Origin of the sequence: Terrimonas rubra (genome assembly GCF_042686025.1) — a bacterium.
Classification (GTDB): Bacteria; Bacteroidota; Bacteroidia; order Chitinophagales; family Chitinophagaceae; genus Terrimonas; species Terrimonas rubra.
Window position 1 is genome coordinate 2627936 of the sequence record NZ_JBHUOZ010000003.1, and the last position, 18180, is coordinate 2646115.

An 18180-nucleotide genomic window follows, 5' to 3' on the forward strand; every position below is an offset into this window, starting at 1 on the left:
GATAATTTTGTGTTATTGGCATGATGTGTACACATACAACATGTGATAACCACTATGAAGAACGCCGGGTAACCACTTTAATAAACTGAAAAATTTGTATTATGAATTTGAACAAAGTACAGGACAAAATTATTGAAGAGTTTGAGTCCATTATTGATGGTATGAAGAGCAAATTCAATTACTTCCGTCACCTGGCCCATTTTGGTAAAAAAGATACTGCTGCTTATTCCATTAAGAAAACGGACGAGAACCTGGTAAAAGCCACCAAGTCGAAAATATGGCTGGAAGCCAAGTATGTGGACGGTAAGATTTATTATGCCGGTGACAGCGATAACCAGATAGTAAAAGGCATTGTGCATTTGTTTGTGAATGTTTTTTCGGGCAGAACGGCCAGGGAGATCATTAATGCCAATGTATATTTTTTGAACGAGATAAAACTGTACAGCCAGTTATCTGCCGAAAGGATCAAGGAACTTTCTGCGGTATTACAACAGATCAGGGTATCGGCCGTAAACCTGAAGATTAAAAATAAGGAGCTGGAATTTGCTTAAAAGACCTGGACTCACATACACCTATAAAAAAAGTTGGCTCAAAAGGCCAACTTTTTCTTTTGTTGCGAGGGGGAGGATCGAACTCCCGACCTTTGGGTTATGAGCCCAACGAGCTACCGCTGCTCTACCTCGCGATGAGGGTGCAAAATTAAGGGGATTTATATTACCAGCCAAACTAATTGAAAAATATTCATGGGTATATTTTCAAAATGAAGGATCTGTCATAAAAAACCGGGGTTGAATTGCTTCAGCCCCGGTTAGGAATTCACCTTAATTATACAGCTATTTTAATCATTTACTTTACTTACCGAGCTGGCGCCGGTGGATTTAATATCACTTACCGTAGCTGAGCCTTTATAACGGATATCGCTGGCGCCGCTGGCATTAACCGTTAATTCGCCATTTACCGTTAGTTTAATATCGCTGGCACCGCTGGCCTTGATATCGCAGTTATTGGCCACCAGGGCATAGGATTTAATATCGCTGGCACCACTGGCATCAATGACCAGTTTGTTTACCTTACCTTTTAACTGTATATCGGATGCTCCCTGGGATTTAATCACCATTTCGTCAATATTTAATACCCCGGTAAGCGTTTTAAAGTTGCTGGCTCCCGAAGCATCCACCTGCAGGGACGGCAGGTTAACAGGCGTAACAATATACAGGTCGGTAGCGCCTTTCATGATGATCCTGTTCAGGTCTTTGAAAGAAATATAGGCCTTCAGTTTTTTATCACCACGCCAGCTGCCTCTTTCATCGTATTTAATTTTTAAAACACCATCCTCTACTTCGGTCACAATGTTTTTAATATCGTTTTTATTTTCGGCGCTTACCGCCAGCGCGGTTTCATTGCTTTGCGAAATGTACACACTGAAAGCGTTGCTGATAGAAATGGCCTTAAAATCGCCTACCGTACGTAAGGTGGCATTGGCATCGTATATCTTCTGCGCCTGGGCAATAACGGCAGTGATTAAAAAAGCAATAAGAAAGTTTATCCGTTTCATGAATCCTCTGTTTGTTAAATTATTTACTGTTTACAATGGAGCCACCGCTGCTTTTTATTTTTTTAACGTGGATGGCATTGTTATTACTGTTAAAAGCTATTTTTCCCCCGCTGCTGGCATCGGCATTTAACGATTCGGAGCAACTTACCTCTACATGGCCGCCACTGCTGGCCGAAGCCTCACAGGCTACAGTTTGCAAATTCTTTCCTTTAAATTTTGCACCGCTGCTGGAGCTTACCTCCAGTTGTTGCACATTACCCGCCACATTGGCTACTGCACCACTGTTCTGACTGATGACAGCCTTATCCGCTTTTATTGAACCATTGAAAACGGCCCCCGAAGATAAGTCCATATTTAATTTGTCGGCATTGATATATTCATTGGAAGTAACGGAAGCCCCGGATGAAATACGGATGTTTTTTAAGCTTTTATAGGACACATAGGCTTTTAATCTTTTATCGCCTTTGATCCATTTTTTATTTTCATCCTGTTTGTAGTAAATATGTAAGGTGCCGTTCTTTACTTCAGTAATGATCCGGTCGCGGAATTCATCGTCAACAGCGCTTACCGCTACTGCTTCTTCATTACCCTCGGTTAAATAAGCCGCAACACCGCTGGATACGCTGATGGCCGAAAAGCTTCCGGACAGGGTTCTTTTCTGCGCATTGGCATTGTTATCGGTAATTACTTTTTGTGCGGATAAAAGGTTACTGCACAATAAAGTGAGGGCAATTAAAGCAATAGTGATGGGTTTCATACTCGTTTTATTTTAAAAAAGTTAAGTAGTTATATAGGGTATTACGATAAGGGAGAACAGAATGTTACAAAAAATGTAAAAATATTCTGCTATCTTTGGTGCCGCTTTTAAATGGTGCACCGTTTAAGGGCATTTTTACAGTGTTTCCCGGGGTGCTTGTTGCCTAAAAACAACCGGCTGAGATTAAACCCGCAAACCTGATCAGGGTAATGCCTGCGCAGGGAAGGATGGTTGACTATTTCTATTTCCTTTCTACTACAGCATTTCCCTCTCATTATTTTTTAAAACAAAACTCATTAAAAAAAATGAAGAGGATTTTATTGACTCTCAGCTACTTAGGAGTAGCTGGCATTTTACATGCCCAACAAACTACTGCCGTTGCCGACAGCTTTTACCAGTTATCGCCCATTGAAGTAAAAGCGATCCGCGCCGGCGAAAAAACACCTTTTACAAAGACCAATTTAAACAAAGCGGCCATCCAGAAGCTGAACCAGGGGCAGGACATTCCTTTTGTACTGAACCGTACCCCATCGGTAGTGGTAAGTTCGGATGCCGGTACGGGCATTGGTTATACCGGCCTGCGTATACGGGGTACAGATGCTACCCGTATTAATATTACGCTGAATGGTATTCCTTACAACGATGCGGAGAGCCAGGGAACATTTTTTGTGAACCTGCCCGATTTTACCTCATCGGTGAACTCCATACAGATACAGCGTGGTGTGGGTACTTCCTCCAACGGAACCGGTGCTTTTGGCGCTACCGTTAGTTTATCCACCAATGAAGTGAACGAAAAGCCATATGCCGAGCTGAACAATAGTTACGGCTCCTTTAACACCTGGAAAAATACCGTTAAGGTAGGAAGCGGCCTGATCAATAATGCTTTTACCCTGGATGCCCGTTTAAGCCGTATTGCCAGTGACGGTTATATTGACCGTGCCAGCAGCGATTTACAGGCGTTTTATTTATCCGGCGCTTATTTAAGGGAACGCACTACCCTGCGCCTGAATGTTTTTTCGGGTAAAGAAAAAACCTACCAGGCCTGGAACGGCATTTCGGCCAGCAGGTTAAAGAATGACCGGACCTATAACCCCGCCGGTACAGATAAACCCGGTGAGCCTTATGATAATGAAACGGATAATTATAACCAGACCCATTACCAGCTTTTCCTGGACCACCAGGTAAACAGCCGCTGGCACCTGAATACGGCTTTCTTTTTAACCCGTGGCAAGGGTTATTATGAGAATTATAAGGGCGAACAGCTTTTAAGCGAGTACCGTGTACCTGATGTAGTATTAGGCGATACCACTATTACCAGCACCGACCTGGTACGCCAGAAATGGCTGGATAATTACTTTTACGGCCAGATATTTTCGATCCGGTATAAACAGGAGAAACACGAGATAACGCTGGGTGGCGGCTGGAGCCGTTATACCGGCGACCATATTGGTAAAGTAATATGGGCGAAGTATGGTTTTGACAACGGGTATATTTATTATAATAACCCGGCTAATAAAACCGATATCAACGGCTTTGCCAAATGGCAGTACTCCTTTACCAATGCCTGGAGTTTATTTACGGATATACAGTACCGTTATGTACAACACCAGATGAAGGGATTTGAGGACAACCCAACATTGCAGGTTAAACGTAAGTTCAATTTTGTGAACCCCAAAATAGGTATCAACTATTTAGTAAATGGCTGGAACGCCTTTGTTAGTTATGCAGCTGCCAATAAAGAACCCAACCGGGATGATTTTGAGGCCGGTGTGCTCAGCCAGCCAAAACATGAGCAGTTACACGATTTTGAAGCCGGTGTAGAAAAACGTACCGATAAGTTTTATGCCGCCGCCAACCTGTATTATATGTTGTATAAAAACCAGCTGGTACTTACCGGCCAGATCAATGATGTTGGTGCAGCTACCCGCATTAATGTGCCGGACAGCTACCGTACAGGTATTGAACTGCAGGCCGGTTATATTTTTAGTACCTGGGCCAATATCAATGCTAATGCCACTTTCAGCCGTAATAAAATAAAAGCATTTACCGAGTATGTAGAAGATTATGATGCGGACTGGAACAAGTTAGGTTATTTTGGTATAGCCCATGAAAATACCAGTATTGCCTTTTCGCCTGCCGTGATCGCCGGCTATGATCTTAATTTTTTACCGGCAAAAAACCTGGAGTTCAGCTTACTGGGTAAGTATGTGGGCAAACAGTACCTGGATAATACCCAGAATAAAACCCGTTCTTTGAATGATTTTTATACGCAGGATATAAGAGCCATATTAACCTTAAAAAATAAGTTCTTTAAACAATGGTATATTATTGGCCAGGTAAATAATGTATTGAATAAAAAATACGAGCCCAATGGCTGGAACTATGCGTATCGCTTAGATGGTACCGTAGGAGCAGATAATGGTTATTACCCGATGGCAGGCACCAATTTTATGATTGGCGTAAATATTAGCCTGTAAAATATTTTTAGTAATGATAAAGCCCTTCTGCAAAGAGGGGCTTTGTTTTTTGTTACCATCGTCCCTCCCCTGATTTGGCTGTTGTTGCGTCGCACACTTGTACGTTCGGTAATGCTACTCACCGGCCTTGGTTCGTGTGACACGAACCGTGTCTATTAAACAATATTCTCCGGTACATTTACATTAATCATATTGAATTTTAAGAATAAAAGGAACCTGGTATAGTTGATTTATTTGAGTTATCTGGTTATACTTCATTGCCCTGGGATATTCAACTGATGAGACCAATTTAGATTGTTCTATTGTTTTTACTATTACAGGAATATCTTTTTCATTTATATACTGCAGCTTTATAAAAACCTCTGCAACTGCAGGAAAAGGACTAACATCAAGTACTGACTTCCAGCTTTCATCGCCACCCGCTTCCAAATAAAGTTTTTCTTCTTCTTCCTTAGTATAATACCTGACTGAATCGGTATATTGAAGTTTTGCAAAGGCAGCAACCTCCTTTTTTTGTGTAGCTACATCAACAGAGTCTTTAAAATAAACACGCAGGGAGATAATAACACGATCTAATAATACTGTAACTTTTTGATACCGGACATAGACTGTACCATTCTCTGGTATCACCTGCATGACTTCCTGTAAGCTTGTCGCTGAAATATCTTTTATCGCATACTTTTTTTCTTCAATGCCATGAAAGGATTCAAAAGCCATAGCGTCGAATGGAGAACTAATTAAATTTTGATGTTCATCTAATGAACCTAACACTTTTAAAGAAACGGAATCCGCTTTTTTATTTCCTCCTTTTTGAATATCCGTCTGACTATACCTGATAATATCATTATTGGTTTTTACCCAATTTATATTACCATAATATACAGGATCGGTTTTATCCTGAGCATTTATATCAGCAGTAAGAAGAAAGCACAAGTAAATGCTCATGAGCAATGGCAGTACAATTTTTCTCATATAAAAATAGCTTCTGTTGGTTAGTGAACCAAACGCTGAAAGATGGCCCCTTTCAGCAAGAGACTGCAACCCTTTAGCAAGTATAAAAAAAGGCCCTTGCGAGGGCCTTTAAAAATTTTAACCACCAAACTTTTCCTGCCAGGCTAACATACCGCCAACCAGGTTCTTGGTATTTTCAAAACCCAGGGAGTCAAGCACCATACAGGCCTGGCCACTCCGGTTACCACTGCGGCAATACACAATGAGCTCCTGGTCTTTAAACGCCTCCAGCTCATCTACCTGCATATCACGCACCTGGCCCAAGGGCACCAGTACGCCGCCAATATTAAATTCCGCGTGTTCGTGTGGCTCACGCACATCTACAATGTTTACTGTTTCGCCGGCATCTAAACGTGCCTTTAATTCGTCTATGGTAATTGTTTGCATAACTATGTTTTTTTTATTCGTCTGCCGGTACCGGTGGCATGATGGCTTTTGCCGAATCAATGGCCGGTCTTTCGGTTTGTAATTTAATATCCATTAATTGTCCGGAACGAATGCGGCGGAATTTTTTATCCTCATCGTACCGCTCAGGACTTTGCCAGTAAATATAAGCATTACAGGTATCACTTATACCGTCGGCAATCACCACGCCAAGCCCAAGGCCGTTGGCTTCTAATTCTGCCAGTGCATCGCAATAGGTTTTACCGATCAATTGCGGCACAATAAATTCCCTGTCACCTATACCATTACCCAGCACCAGATCAATACGGCTACCCATCGGAATTTTAGTACCCTGTTTAATAGCAGTGCCATTAAAAAGCTGTTCCAGTACAGAGTTACGGGCAAAGTCGGGTTTAAAAATAGTATCCCCCACTTTTAAGCCCGCCGTTTTTAAAGCCATTTCGGCACTGCGAAAACTATACCCCACAATATTCGGCATTTCAACCGGCGGGGCTACCGCCCTGTTAATGGTTAAGTAAACCGTACGGTTGTTTTTTACCAGCTCATCGCCTTCCGGCACCTGTTTTAATACGGTGAGCGGTTTGGTGGTATCGGTGTATACGGAGTCCTGTATCACCACTTCAAAACCGGCTTTGTTTAATATTTTTTCCGCCTCATCATAACTTTTTCCCATTACATAGGGTACTGTTGAGGATTCGTTATGATTGGTGAGCCATTGCAAGGATAATACAAACAGGAAAAATATAATCACCATGAGTGCTATACCTGCTAAAATGTTTACCCACAAAGGACGGGTAGTGATAAATTTAAACATGTACTTATTTATGTTTAATAATAATTGAGACCAGGCCTATTTACAGTTTTTTACCAGCCGGTTTATGCGAAACATTCATTCACTAATTTAGCATAAAACTCCTTTAAACTCCAGCCCATTTCTTTTACCTGTTGTGGTACAATACTGGCTTCGCTCTGGCCGGGAATGGTATTTATTTCCAGCATATGCGGTTGCCCGCTGGCCTCGTGGTAAATAAAGTCAATACGTATAACACCACGGCAGTTGAACACCGCATAAATTTTTTGTGCAGCCTCTCTTACTTTATTGGCAATACTTTCATCTACCTGTGCGGGTGTAATTTCGGTTGATTTGCCTTCATACTTGGCTTCAAAATCGAAAAAGTCTTTGCTGTCGTGCGCCTTTACTTCGGTAAGCGGCAGTACAATAATATTACCTTCTGTTTTAAATACGCCTACGGTAAACTCGCGCCCGGTGATCATCTGCTCTACCAGCACTTGGTCGTCCTCATTAAAAGCCTTATCAATAGCCGCCTGCAGGTCGCCGGGCTGGGATACTTTACTCATACCAATGCTGGAACCGCCATTAGCCGGTTTTACAAACACGGGTAGTGTGAGTTGCTGTAAAATAGCCTCGCAGTTATAAGCGTTGTTTCTATACAGGTGTACCGATTCGGCTACGGCAATGCCCGCCATTTTAGCCACCGCCACGGTGAACCGTTTATTAAAAGTGATGGCCGAAGTAGTGGCATCACAGCTGGTGTAAGGTATTTTGAGCATATCAAAATAGCCCTGCAGTTTCCCGTCTTCGCCGGGTGTGCCGTGCATGGCAATAAAAACCGCATCAAATTTTACCTGCTGGCCATCTAATTGCAAAGAAAAGTCGTTTTTATTAACCGTAACCTTACGGCCATCGGCCACTTCATAAAACCAGCCGTTTTTGGTAAGATCTATTTTGTAAACATTATATAAGCTTTTGTCCAGGTTATTCTCAATGGTGGCAGCCGTTTTGTAGGAAATGACAGCTTCGCCGGAAAAGCCCCCGGTAACCAGGGCTATATTTTTCTTCATATTCTTTGCCTAATTTAATAACACAAATATTATTGAAAAAAAGGGTAACATAAAATAAAATGTAGGTGAACGCATTTATATACCGTTAAACCTGCTGAGACTAACGTATGCAGGGTATTTGTATTGCAGAAAACAGCATAGAATGTTTAATTTAACCTGTTTTTGGCAATATGGAACGGACTTAAAATAATAAAGGTGAAGACCGGTATGGTACTTCACCTTTTTACGACGGGAAATATCACCCGCCTGCTTAATAACAACCGAAGTTGTTTACATTCAAGATAGTGTTGAATGTTGAGTACAAGTTACTATATATAATACCTGTTTCCTAAAAATTTTATGCACATCCGGGCACAGGCAATAAGCCTGTTATACGTGCAGTTTTTCTTTCTTTTCCAGCAATTCGGCTACGGTTTCCTGGTACATTTCATCCGGTACACAACAATCTACCGGGCAAACCGCCGCACATTGGGGCTCCTCATGAAAGCCCTGGCATTCGGTACATTTATTAGGGGAAATAAAGTATACATCTACGCTTATAGGGTCATTTTTTGTATGCGCATCTACCTGTGAACCATCCATTAAGGTAAACATACCGGTTACACCCGTACCATCGGCCACGGCCCATTCCACCCCACCTTCATAAATAGCGTTATTGGGACATTCCGGCTCGCAGGCTCCACAATTTATACACTCATCAGTAATCTTAATTGCCATAATTTGAACTAATTAAACGGTTGAACTTACTTTTGCAAAATTACGCTCAACGAAATGCAAAAGTAAACCTTTGGTAATGATTTTACAAGAACGAATACAGGCTTTAGTAAGTTTAGGACAATATATCTCGGAAAATAATGAAGCCTGGCAGGAAGCCGTGTATAAAGCACAGCTACAGAACGGCTGGTTTACGGAAGCATTTATAAACAGGGCTGCCCACCAGATTGCCCACAGTTTTTTACAGCCGGGGGCTTTGGAAGAATGGACCCGTAGTTACGGGATCAGCGAACAGGCTATTGAAAACCCCAAAAATGTGGGCATTGTTATGGCCGGCAATATTCCGCTGGTAGGCTTTCACGATCTTTTATGTGTATTTGTCAGTGGTCACAGGGCTATTATAAAAGCTTCCTCTAAGGATGATGTACTGATCAAACACCTGGTGGCTCAATTGATACATATTAATCCCGCTGTGGCAGGTTATATTTCCTTTGCCGATATGCTGAAACATTGTGATGCCTATATAGCTACCGGCAGCAACAATTCTGCCGGGTATTTTGATTATTATTTTGGTAAGTACCCTAACCTTATACGCCGTAACCGTACTTCCGTTGCCCTGCTTACCGGTAAGGAAACCGTGGATGAGCTGACCCGCCTGGCCGATGATGTGTACCTGTATTTTGGCCTGGGCTGCCGCAATGTTACCCATATATATGTGCCGCAGGAATACGATTTTATTCCCCTGCTAAGGGCTTTTGATAAATATAATGACCTGGCCGATCACCATAAGTATAAGAACAATTACGATTATAACCTGGCCATTTATATATTGAATAAACAGTTCTATATGAGCAACCCATCCTTGTTGCTGGTAGAGAACGAAAATCATTTTTCGCCCATTGCCCAGCTGAATTATAGTTTTTATACCGATAAAGCAGAACTGGCCCAAACCCTGGAAGCCGATACCACTATACAATGTATTGTTGGTGACGGCTATATACCCTTTGGACAGTCGCAGCAACCCGGCATCAGTAATTATGCGGATGGCGCCGATACGATGGAGTTTTTAAAGGGACTTAGCCGGTAAAGGCTATTCAAATTTGAACATCTGTTTATTTTACCCGCAGATCCTGCAGATGAATACGCAGATTTTCGCTGATGAGGTGATTGAAGAACAATTATTGTATTATACGGTAACATTGGTCACTCATCATTCAAGATTCAATAATTCATACAAGATTACTTACTTTTGAAAACAGCGTCAGGGCTTGCAGCGGAAAGCCCGCCCCGTATTGAAGTAGCCGGCGAAAAAAGAGCCGCCTTGGTTGTTACCGGGGAACGCCAAAAAAATTAAAACATATAATCAGATCATGGCAAAAGCAGCAAAACCTAAAAAGACAAAGATCATTACCGAAAAGTCATTCGCTTTTTTTAAGAATTATATTAATAATGCATCACCGGTAGGGTTTGAAACCTGGGGCCAGAAGTTATGGCTGGAGTATATAAAACCTTATGCAGATACACATTATGTAGATCCTTATGGTACTGCTGTGGCCGTTATTAATCCTGAGCATGAGTTTAAAGTGGTGATTGAGGCCCATGCCGATGAGATCAGCTGGTTTGTGAATTATGTTACTGCCGAAGGATTGATTTACCTGAAAAGAAATGGCGGTGTGGACCACCAGACTGCACCTGCATCGCGTGTATTGATACATGGCAAAAAAGGACCGGTAAAAGCTGTATTTGGATGGCCGGCTATACATACCCGTTATGCCACGCCTGACCAGAAGGAAGCACAGCCACGTACCGATAATTTATGGCTGGACTGTGGTGCCCGCAACCGCAAAGAAGTGGAAGAACTGGGTATACATGTAGGAGCCGTGGTTACTTACCAGGACGGTTTTGACGAACTGGCCAATGGTAATTATGTAGGCCGTGCATTTGATAACCGTGTAGGCGGGTTTATGATAGCTGAAGTGGCCCGTTTATTAAAAGAGAATAAAAAGAAATTACCTTTTGGCTTATACGTGGTAAACGCGGTACAGGAAGAGATTGGTTTACGCGGTGCGGAAATGATCGCCCGCCGTATTAAACCGAATATCGCTATTGTTACAGACGTAACCCACGATACCACTACCCCGCTGATCAACAAGAATATAGAAGGCGAAGTACATTGTGGCAAAGGCCCATCACTGGCCTATGCACCGGCCGTACATAATAAACTGCTGGGTATAGTGGAGAAGGTAGCGGCTGATAAAAAAATACCGGTACAATGGCGGGCCTTAAGCCGCAGCACCGGTACGGATACCGATTCTTTTGCTTACAGTAACGACGGCTGCCCGTCCGTACTAATTTCAATACCTTTGCGTTATATGCATACAACGGTGGAAATGTTACATCATGATGATATTGAAAATACCATTTCGCTGATGTATGAAACCTTGTTAACCCTTACCCCTAAAACTAATCTGAGTTATTTATGATAACCAATTACCTTTTATATCTTGACCCGGGTAGCGGCAGCTACCTGGTACAGATATTGGCTGCTGCTGCGTTGGGCGTGGTGTTTTTTTTCAGGAACATCAAACTATACATCATGGCTTTTTTCTCCAGGTTTAAAAAGCCTAAGAAGGATAATACCCCAACCAACGATTAATGAGTACCAGCGTCCAACATCCTGCATCCTACCGCGACCCATCGGGTTTTGTTTATGTACATGAAGGCATAGTATACCGGCAGGTAAACCAGTTTTACCGCGAACATTTTGACCTGTTTGTGAACAGCGGCTGTTACCGGCAACTGGTTGATGATGGTTTGCTTGTAAGCCATGAGCAGCTCACAGATAACCTGCTGAACAGTAATGACTGGTATACTACGTTAAAGCCGGAACAGGTTTCCCTTGTGAGTTATGCTTATGAGTGGAGTTTTGATATGCTGAAAGATGCCGCATTACTGACATTACGCATATTGAAGCAGGCCTTACAGTTCGGGCTGATATTAAAAGATGCCACGCCATACAATATACAATGGCACCATGGTAAGCTGGTATTTATTGATACCCTGTCCTTTGAAAAGTATGAAGAAAAGCCCTGGATAGCTTACCGCCAGTTCTGCGAATGTTTTGTAGCACCTTTGCTGGTAATGTATTATACCAAAAGGCCTTTACAACAGTTAATGCTGGCCTGGCCGGATGGTATTCCGCTGGATATAGCGGCCAGCTTATTACCCCGTAAGAGCCGTTTTTCCATCCATACCTACCTGCATATACATTTACATGCAAAGGTTTCGGCCAAACAAAAAACAGGCACACCAGGCAACAGTAATACCGAAGTATTTACCAGGGGTAAACTGGACCGCCTGATCAACAGCCTGGAGATACTGATTAATAAATTACAGATACCGGACCTGGAGAGTACCTGGTCGCATTATTACCAGGAAGCCTCGCAGCGTAATGGTTACCTGGAAGCAAAGAAGGAGATCATTGACGGCTGGTTAAGCCGTTTACCGCAAATTAAAACAGCAGCCGACCTTGGCGCTAATGAAGGAGAGTTCTCCAAAATGGTTGCCGCTAAAAGTATTGATACGGTTGCTGCCGATTTTGACCCCTATTGCATTAATAATTTATACCGCCATATTAAAAAGCATGGTGTAAAAAATATTCAGCCCCTCATACTTGACCTGTCACAGCCTTCACCGGCCAACGGGCTGAATTATGCGGAGCGCAGCAGTTTTTCGAAAAGATTACAGGTTGACCTGGTACTGGCACTGGCAGTGATACACCACCTGGCCATTGGCAAAAATATTCCGCTGGAACGAATTGCGGCTTTTTTTGCACCGGTAGCGCCTTACCTGTTAATTGAGTTTGTACCCAAACAGGACCCCAAAACACAATTACTGCTGCAACATAAAAAAGATATTTACCCGCACTACACGGAAGCCGGCTTCCTGGCTGCGTTTGAGCCTTTATTTCATGTTGAACAGCAAATGGTGGTACCACATTCCGAAAGAATATTATTTTTACTGAAAAGGAAATAACCAGTAACCCGCATGATCAAATTTTTAACCAGGTATAATTTTCATTTTCTTTTAATTCCAATATTCTTTATCTGGCATTGCTGTAATAGTTATTTTGGGTTAATCACCTGGTCTTATATTCTTAAGTATGGCGCTCTTTATACCGGCTTAAGCCTGGCCTTGTTTGGCCTGGGTAAATTATTATTAAAGCGTAATACCCGGGCGGCTATCTGGGCTTCGGTATTGCTGACCATATTTTTCTTTTTCGGGGCTTTTCATGATTTTGTAAGAACAAATACTTTTTTTTCCATCATCAGCTCATACAGCATATTGCTGCCGATAATACTGGTTATTATTGTTGTATCGGCTATTGTATTAAGAAGAAATAAGAACAAACAGATACGTATGACGGCTTATTTAAATGCCGTTTTATTGTTTTTGCTTTTACTGGAATTACAGATAACAGTTTACCAATTGTTAACCCATAAAAGTGAAAAAAACAACCTGACCTACGGTTCAGCAGCGCCTGCATTGAATATTGCAGCCATACCTGACTCGCTAAAGCCTGATATTTACTTTATTATTTTTGATGAGTTTGCCAATACCCAAAGTATAAAAAAATATACCGGCTTTGATAATTCGGCCCTGGATTCTTCATTATTGAAAAAAGGCTTTTTTGTAGCCAATCATGCGACCAGCAATTACAATGCTACGCCCCACTCGCTGGCTTCTACTTTAAACTTACAGTATTTAAATGCCGACCTGGAAGGCTATTTTTATACACCCAGTATTTCCTTAAAAGCACAGAAAACCATTGAGGAAAGTTTTTTCCCGGCAGCACTGTCGGCATCCGGTTATAATATTGTGAATCACAGTATTTTTAATTTTGCGGGTACAAAAAACCTGAGAGAACCGTTTTTTAATTTTGATATAGAGAATATCCTGACGCTGGAAACACTCTGGGGCAGGATCAATAAAGATATATGGTGGAATGTATCGCTACGTTTATATAGCCCGGCAGAGATCGGAAAAAAAATAACGCAAACGGCATTACCCCGGAGAAATCAGACTATTGCCAATATCACCAACACATTTAATGAATTAAAAAAGCAACCGGCCAAACCTGTATTTGTATATACACACCTTATTTTACCGCATAACCCTTTTATTTATACAAAGGACGGAGCAATCAGGGATCTTTCCATGTATGACCATAAAGCCGGTAAAACGAAGGATAGCCTGTATTTTCAGCAAGTACTGTATGCCAATACATTGATAGACTCTATGGCATCGCTGATCCATCATACCCCTTCAGGCCGGCCGAAAGTAATGATCATTGCCGGGGATCATGGTTACAGGGACCCGGAAATGCGGGATAAAATAAGAGATAAGGAGTTTGCCAACCTGAACGCTATTTATTTTTCTGATAAAGATTATTCCATGCTTAACGACAGCCTCAGTTCCGTTAATATATTCCGGATCATCAGCAATAAATATTTCCATGCTAAACTCCCTTTATTAAAAGACTCTACAGTAATGTTACAATAACATAAACGAAAAAGAGCAGCTCAGGCTGCTCTTTTTCGTTATCTGTATATCCTTATCTTATTTCTTCAATAAAGCCAGTTCCAGTACTTCGTCCATGGTACGTACATAATGAAATTTAATGCCTTTAATATACTCGGCTTCTATTTCCTGTACATCTTTTTCATTCTGCCAGCAAAGGATGATCTCTTTTAAACCGGCCCGTTTTGCCGCCAGTATTTTTTCTTTAATACCACCAACCGGCAATACCTGTCCGCGTAAAGTGATCTCCCCTGTCATGGCCAGGAAAGGTTTTACCCGTTTTCCTGTTAACGCCGATGCAATGGCGGTCATCATGGTAATACCTGCGCTGGGACCATCTTTTGGTACCGCACCTTCCGGCACGTGTACATGAATACTTTTCTTTTCAAAAAGTGTAGCATCAATTTTATAACGCTCAGCATTGGACTGCAGGTAGGTTAAGGCCGTGGTGGCACTTTCCTTCATTACATTACCCAGGTTACCGGTAAGCTTCAGGTCGCCTTTGCCCGTACTTAAACTGGTTTCAATAAATAAAATATCACCGCCTACATAGGTCCAGGCCAGGCCAACAGCCACGCCGGGTATATTGGCGGTTTTGTATATTTCGTTACTGTAACGAGATTTACCTAAAATAAGTTCCACATCCTCTATGGTCAGGGGTGATTTTATTTCTTCCTCCATGGCCAGCAGCTTAGCCTGGTAACGCATCACGGATGCCAGCTGTCTTTCCAGCTCCCGCACACCGCTCTCGCGGGTGTAATCGGTAATGATCTTTTCCAGTACTTTATCGCTTACCTTAAAACTGTTAGGCTGTAAACCATGCAGGTTTTTCTGGCGGGGTAATAAATGTTTTTTAGCTATCTCCACTTTTTCCTCTATTGCATAACCGCTCAGGTCAATAATTTCTAACCTGTCGCGTAAAGCGGGTTGAATATTCTGCAGGTTATTTGCCGTAGCAATAAACAACACTTTACTCAGGTCGTATTCCAGCTCAAGGTAGTTATCGTAAAAAGTATGGTTCTGTTCCGGGTCAAGCACTTCCAATAAAGCCGATGAAGGATCGCCTCTGAAATCACTGCCAATTTTATCAATCTCGTCCAATACAATTACCGGGTTACCCGATTTTACTTTGCGTAATGATTGTAATAAACGGCCGGGCATAGCGCCAATATAGGTTTTACGGTGACCGCGTATTTCGCTTTCATCATGCAAACCACCCAGGCTTAACCGTACATATTTACGGCCTACGGCATTGGCAATACTACGGCCTAATGAGGTTTTACCAATACCCGGAGGGCCAACAAAACATAAGATAGGGCTTTTCATGTCGCCCTTTAATTTCAGTACCGCCAGGTATTCCAGGATACGTTCTTTTATTTTGTTCATACCAAAATGGTCGGTATCCAGGGTTTTCTTTGCTTTCTTTAAGTCGTAAAAATCTTCGGTATACTCCTGCCAGGGTAATTCCAGCATCAGGTCAAGGTGATTGTACACCACGGAGTAATCGGGTGTACTGGGATGCATACGCTCCAGTTTTTCAATCCCTTTTTTAAAGGCTTCTTTTGCAGCTTCGGGCCATTTTTTTGTTTCGGCCTTCTTCTGCATCTGTTTTATTTCCTGGGCATTGGTATCGCCGCCTAGCTCATCCTTAATACTCTTTAACTGTTGCTGTAAAAAGTACTCCCGCTGTTGCTTATCCAGCTCGGTGCGGGTTTTATTGGTCACTTTATTTTTAAGTTCGGCAAATTGTAACTCCTTTTGCAGCAGCTGCATTAACGCATTGGCACGCTCACGGATATCATTGATCTCCAGTAAACGCTGTTTCTCTTTTATATCCGTATTCAGGTTGCTCGATGCAAAATGGATCAGGAAAGAAGGATTTTCAATATTGCGTAAAATGATCGATGCTTCTGCCGGTAAGTTGGGCGATAATTGTATGATCTCAGTTGCCAGGTCTTTGATATTGGCCACATAGGCTTCAAAATCCGTATCAACCGGGGTTTCCCCGTCTTCCAGCCGGGTGATCTTTGCTTTAAAATAAGGTTCGTCCGTAATAATTTCATTCACCTGAAAACGGGCTTTACCTTGTATAATAACAGTAGTGCCGCCATCCGGCATCTTGATCTGCTTTACAATCTTGGCAACCGTACCCACCTGTACCAGGTCGCTGGCGGCGGGATCTTCAATACTTGTATCCTTTTGCGCCACCACACCTATCAGCTTATCACCCTTATACGCATCGGTTACCGCTTTAATGCTTTTTTCCCTGCCCACTGTAATCGGCAATACCACACCGGGAAACAATACCGTATTACGCAAAGGCAGCAGTGCAATTTCGGACGGTATCTCCAGTTTAGCATTATCCTCCTGGTCACTCTCATTCAACGGAATGATCGGCATAAAATTCATATCATCTTCCGTATTCAATAACATTTTATCAAAGTTCATATTCATTAATTCTAATAGTCAAGTTGTCACAGGGCCGTAGTCCGAACCTGTAAAAATACAAAGGAATAAATAGCGGTCAAGTTTAATGCCACAAAAAAAATCAACTCATTGTGTCTCAAGCCTATAAAACTATGGCACGGCTTACGCCAATATGGCCGGTTTATTTTCAAAATGTATTTGGGGGCTGTCAACTGCAGTAATACGTTTCAGCTATAGTTCCCGCTTTCTGCAGTAGTGCAACGCCCCGCACCATGCCGGCTCAAAGTTGCAGCTACTGCTGCCAGTCGGGCAGCCCTTCAACAGTTATACCTGTAAGATTTTAAAAATCTTACAGGTATAAAAAAAGCCGGTTGTAAAAACAACCGGCTTTATCATTTATCCTTCACCAAAAAACTATAGTGCAAAACCAACGGTCAGCTGCCATGCCTGGCTGCGCCATTGATCTTTGTTATCTATATCATTCATATTATCCAGACCCAGTACATAACGGCCTCCTACACGTAATCCACGTATATGTATCTGGGCACCACCTACCAGTGCAAAATCACCTTTCTTAAATGCATCGGCCCCGTTTTGTAAAAAGTTTTTATCCTTATTCATTAAAATACTGAACTGCGGACCGGCCTGTATATGTAAAGGCCCCAGCAGTTTATAATCCAATACCAGCGGAATAGACAGGTAATTCATTTTTACTTTGGACTGGTCTGAATTAAATACGCCCTGGTATATATCCTTATAATCTTCGGATACGGTACCGGAAAACTGGTTAAACTGTACCTCAGGGTTAATGCTGAAGCGACGGCCTAAACCAATTTCGGCAAAGCCGGCTACCACATAGCCATAACTGAACTCATCTTTAAACGACTTGCCATCAATTTTGGTAATGTTTGCACCACCCTTAATCCCTACATGAAACTGTGCCATAGCAACTTGTGTTAAGGCAATTGCTGCAAGTAGCAGCATAGAAAGCTTTTTCGTCATGGTAAATAATGTTTTTGTCCAAAAAATATCAATACTTATACCTGCATTTTATAAAGTACTTTAACAGGAGTATAATCATTTGCTAAAACAGTTTACCCCACTGTTTTAGTATATAACAGTTGTGAAAGAAAATGTAAAACAATTGGACAATTAGCCAATTTGATAATTTGACAATTTGAGAATTTGGAAATGAGGTAATTACATTTTAAGCGTTATACTCTGACTGTTTGGTTTTTCCATTGCATATACGAAAATAAAATAAATAAGATTGATAGTATCAGGAAAGGAAGCCCGGTTATAAAAGCTGTATAAGCTTCATTGTTGTTGCGAAAGTCATAAGCCAAATAAAAAAAACTTAACCAAAGCTGTATTAAACCAATAAACGACAG

General features: G+C 41.9%; 16 protein-coding genes, 1 tRNA gene and 1 riboswitch. Of the genes, 7 read left to right on the top strand and 10 right to left on the bottom strand.

Annotated elements, in window-relative coordinates:
- The first annotated feature begins 101 nt into the window (after positions 1 to 101).
- A complete protein-coding gene (locus tag ACFS6H_RS20435) occupies positions 102 to 551 on the top strand; it encodes a SufE family protein (RefSeq protein WP_386103480.1) in 450 nt (149 codons plus the stop codon).
- 62 nt (positions 552 to 613) lie between these two features.
- Here ACFS6H_RS20435 and ACFS6H_RS20440 read toward each other — a convergent pair.
- The 3 genes from ACFS6H_RS20440 to ACFS6H_RS20450 all read right to left on the bottom strand — a co-directional run bounded on the left by ACFS6H_RS20440 (position 614) and on the right by ACFS6H_RS20450 (position 2312).
- A tRNA-Met gene (locus ACFS6H_RS20440) sits at positions 614 to 685 on the bottom strand.
- A gap of 153 nt (positions 686 to 838) precedes the next feature.
- The gene (locus ACFS6H_RS20445) at positions 839 to 1555 is read right to left on the bottom strand and encodes a head GIN domain-containing protein (RefSeq protein WP_386103482.1); all 717 of its coding nucleotides are present in this window, start codon (positions 1553 to 1555) and stop codon (positions 839 to 841) included.
- A 19-nt stretch (positions 1556 to 1574) separates the two neighbouring features.
- Positions 1575 to 2312, bottom strand: a complete 738-nt coding sequence (locus tag ACFS6H_RS20450) for a head GIN domain-containing protein (RefSeq protein WP_386103484.1) — start codon at positions 2310 to 2312, stop codon at positions 1575 to 1577.
- Positions 2313 to 2450: 138 nt separating this feature from the next.
- Positions 2451 to 2553, top strand: a riboswitch (TPP riboswitch).
- 64 nt (positions 2554 to 2617) lie between these two features.
- Between ACFS6H_RS20450 and ACFS6H_RS20455 the strand changes: the two genes are divergently transcribed.
- A complete protein-coding gene (locus ACFS6H_RS20455; protein WP_386103486.1) occupies positions 2618 to 4789 on the top strand; it encodes a TonB-dependent receptor in 2172 nt (723 codons plus the stop codon).
- Between the two features lie 183 nt (positions 4790 to 4972).
- Here the strand turns inward: ACFS6H_RS20455 and ACFS6H_RS20460 are convergent, their stop codons facing one another.
- The 5 genes from ACFS6H_RS20460 to ACFS6H_RS20480 form a co-directional block, all read right to left on the bottom strand.
- On the bottom strand, positions 4973 to 5761 hold the full coding sequence (locus tag ACFS6H_RS20460; protein ID WP_386103488.1) for a permease-like cell division protein FtsX: 789 nt from the start codon (positions 5759 to 5761) through the stop codon (positions 4973 to 4975).
- Positions 5762 to 5878: 117 nt separating this feature from the next.
- On the bottom strand, positions 5879 to 6187 hold the full coding sequence (locus tag ACFS6H_RS20465) for a rhodanese-like domain-containing protein (RefSeq protein ID WP_386103490.1): 309 nt from the start codon (positions 6185 to 6187) through the stop codon (positions 5879 to 5881).
- 13 nt (positions 6188 to 6200) lie between these two features.
- On the bottom strand, positions 6201 to 7019 hold the full coding sequence (locus tag ACFS6H_RS20470; protein ID WP_386103492.1) for a PASTA domain-containing protein: 819 nt from the start codon (positions 7017 to 7019) through the stop codon (positions 6201 to 6203).
- A gap of 62 nt (positions 7020 to 7081) precedes the next feature.
- Positions 7082 to 8068 (bottom strand): D-alanine--D-alanine ligase, encoded by a 987-nt coding sequence (locus tag ACFS6H_RS20475; protein ID WP_386103494.1) that lies wholly within the window; start codon positions 8066 to 8068, stop codon positions 7082 to 7084.
- Between the two features lie 369 nt (positions 8069 to 8437).
- Complete coding sequence (locus tag ACFS6H_RS20480) at positions 8438 to 8785, bottom strand: 4Fe-4S dicluster domain-containing protein (protein WP_386103496.1); 348 nt, start codon at positions 8783 to 8785, stop codon at positions 8438 to 8440.
- Between the two features lie 76 nt (positions 8786 to 8861).
- Here ACFS6H_RS20480 and ACFS6H_RS20485 point away from each other — a divergent pair, with 76 nt between their 5' ends.
- The 5 genes from ACFS6H_RS20485 to ACFS6H_RS20505 all read left to right on the top strand — a co-directional run bounded on the left by ACFS6H_RS20485 (position 8862) and on the right by ACFS6H_RS20505 (position 14344).
- Positions 8862 to 9869, top strand: coding sequence for an acyl-CoA reductase (locus tag ACFS6H_RS20485; protein ID WP_386103498.1), 1008 nt, complete (start codon positions 8862 to 8864; stop codon positions 9867 to 9869).
- A 283-nt stretch (positions 9870 to 10152) separates the two neighbouring features.
- A complete protein-coding gene (locus ACFS6H_RS20490) occupies positions 10153 to 11265 on the top strand; it encodes a M20/M25/M40 family metallo-hydrolase (RefSeq protein ID WP_386103500.1) in 1113 nt (370 codons plus the stop codon).
- Positions 11262 to 11438, top strand: coding sequence for a hypothetical protein (locus ACFS6H_RS20495; protein ID WP_386103502.1), 177 nt, complete (start codon positions 11262 to 11264; stop codon positions 11436 to 11438). The genes ACFS6H_RS20490 and ACFS6H_RS20495 overlap by 4 nt, the downstream gene beginning before the upstream one ends.
- On the top strand, positions 11438 to 12817 hold the full coding sequence (locus ACFS6H_RS20500) for a hypothetical protein (protein WP_386103504.1): 1380 nt from the start codon (positions 11438 to 11440) through the stop codon (positions 12815 to 12817). Before ACFS6H_RS20495 ends, ACFS6H_RS20500 begins: the two co-directional genes overlap by 1 nt.
- Positions 12818 to 12829: 12 nt before the next feature.
- Positions 12830 to 14344, top strand: coding sequence for a sulfatase-like hydrolase/transferase (locus tag ACFS6H_RS20505; protein WP_386103506.1), 1515 nt, complete (start codon positions 12830 to 12832; stop codon positions 14342 to 14344).
- A 57-nt stretch (positions 14345 to 14401) separates the two neighbouring features.
- On the opposite strand, the gene lon is transcribed toward ACFS6H_RS20505, so the two are convergent.
- Complete coding sequence (gene lon, locus ACFS6H_RS20510; RefSeq protein WP_386103507.1) at positions 14402 to 16810, bottom strand: endopeptidase La; 2409 nt, start codon at positions 16808 to 16810, stop codon at positions 14402 to 14404.
- 393 nt (positions 16811 to 17203) lie between these two features.
- Positions 17204 to 17791 carry a porin family protein gene (locus ACFS6H_RS20515; protein WP_386103509.1) on the bottom strand — a complete coding sequence of 196 codons (588 nt, stop codon included), beginning with the start codon at positions 17789 to 17791 and terminating at the stop codon, positions 17204 to 17206.
- Positions 17792 to 18180: the final 389 nt, after the last annotated feature.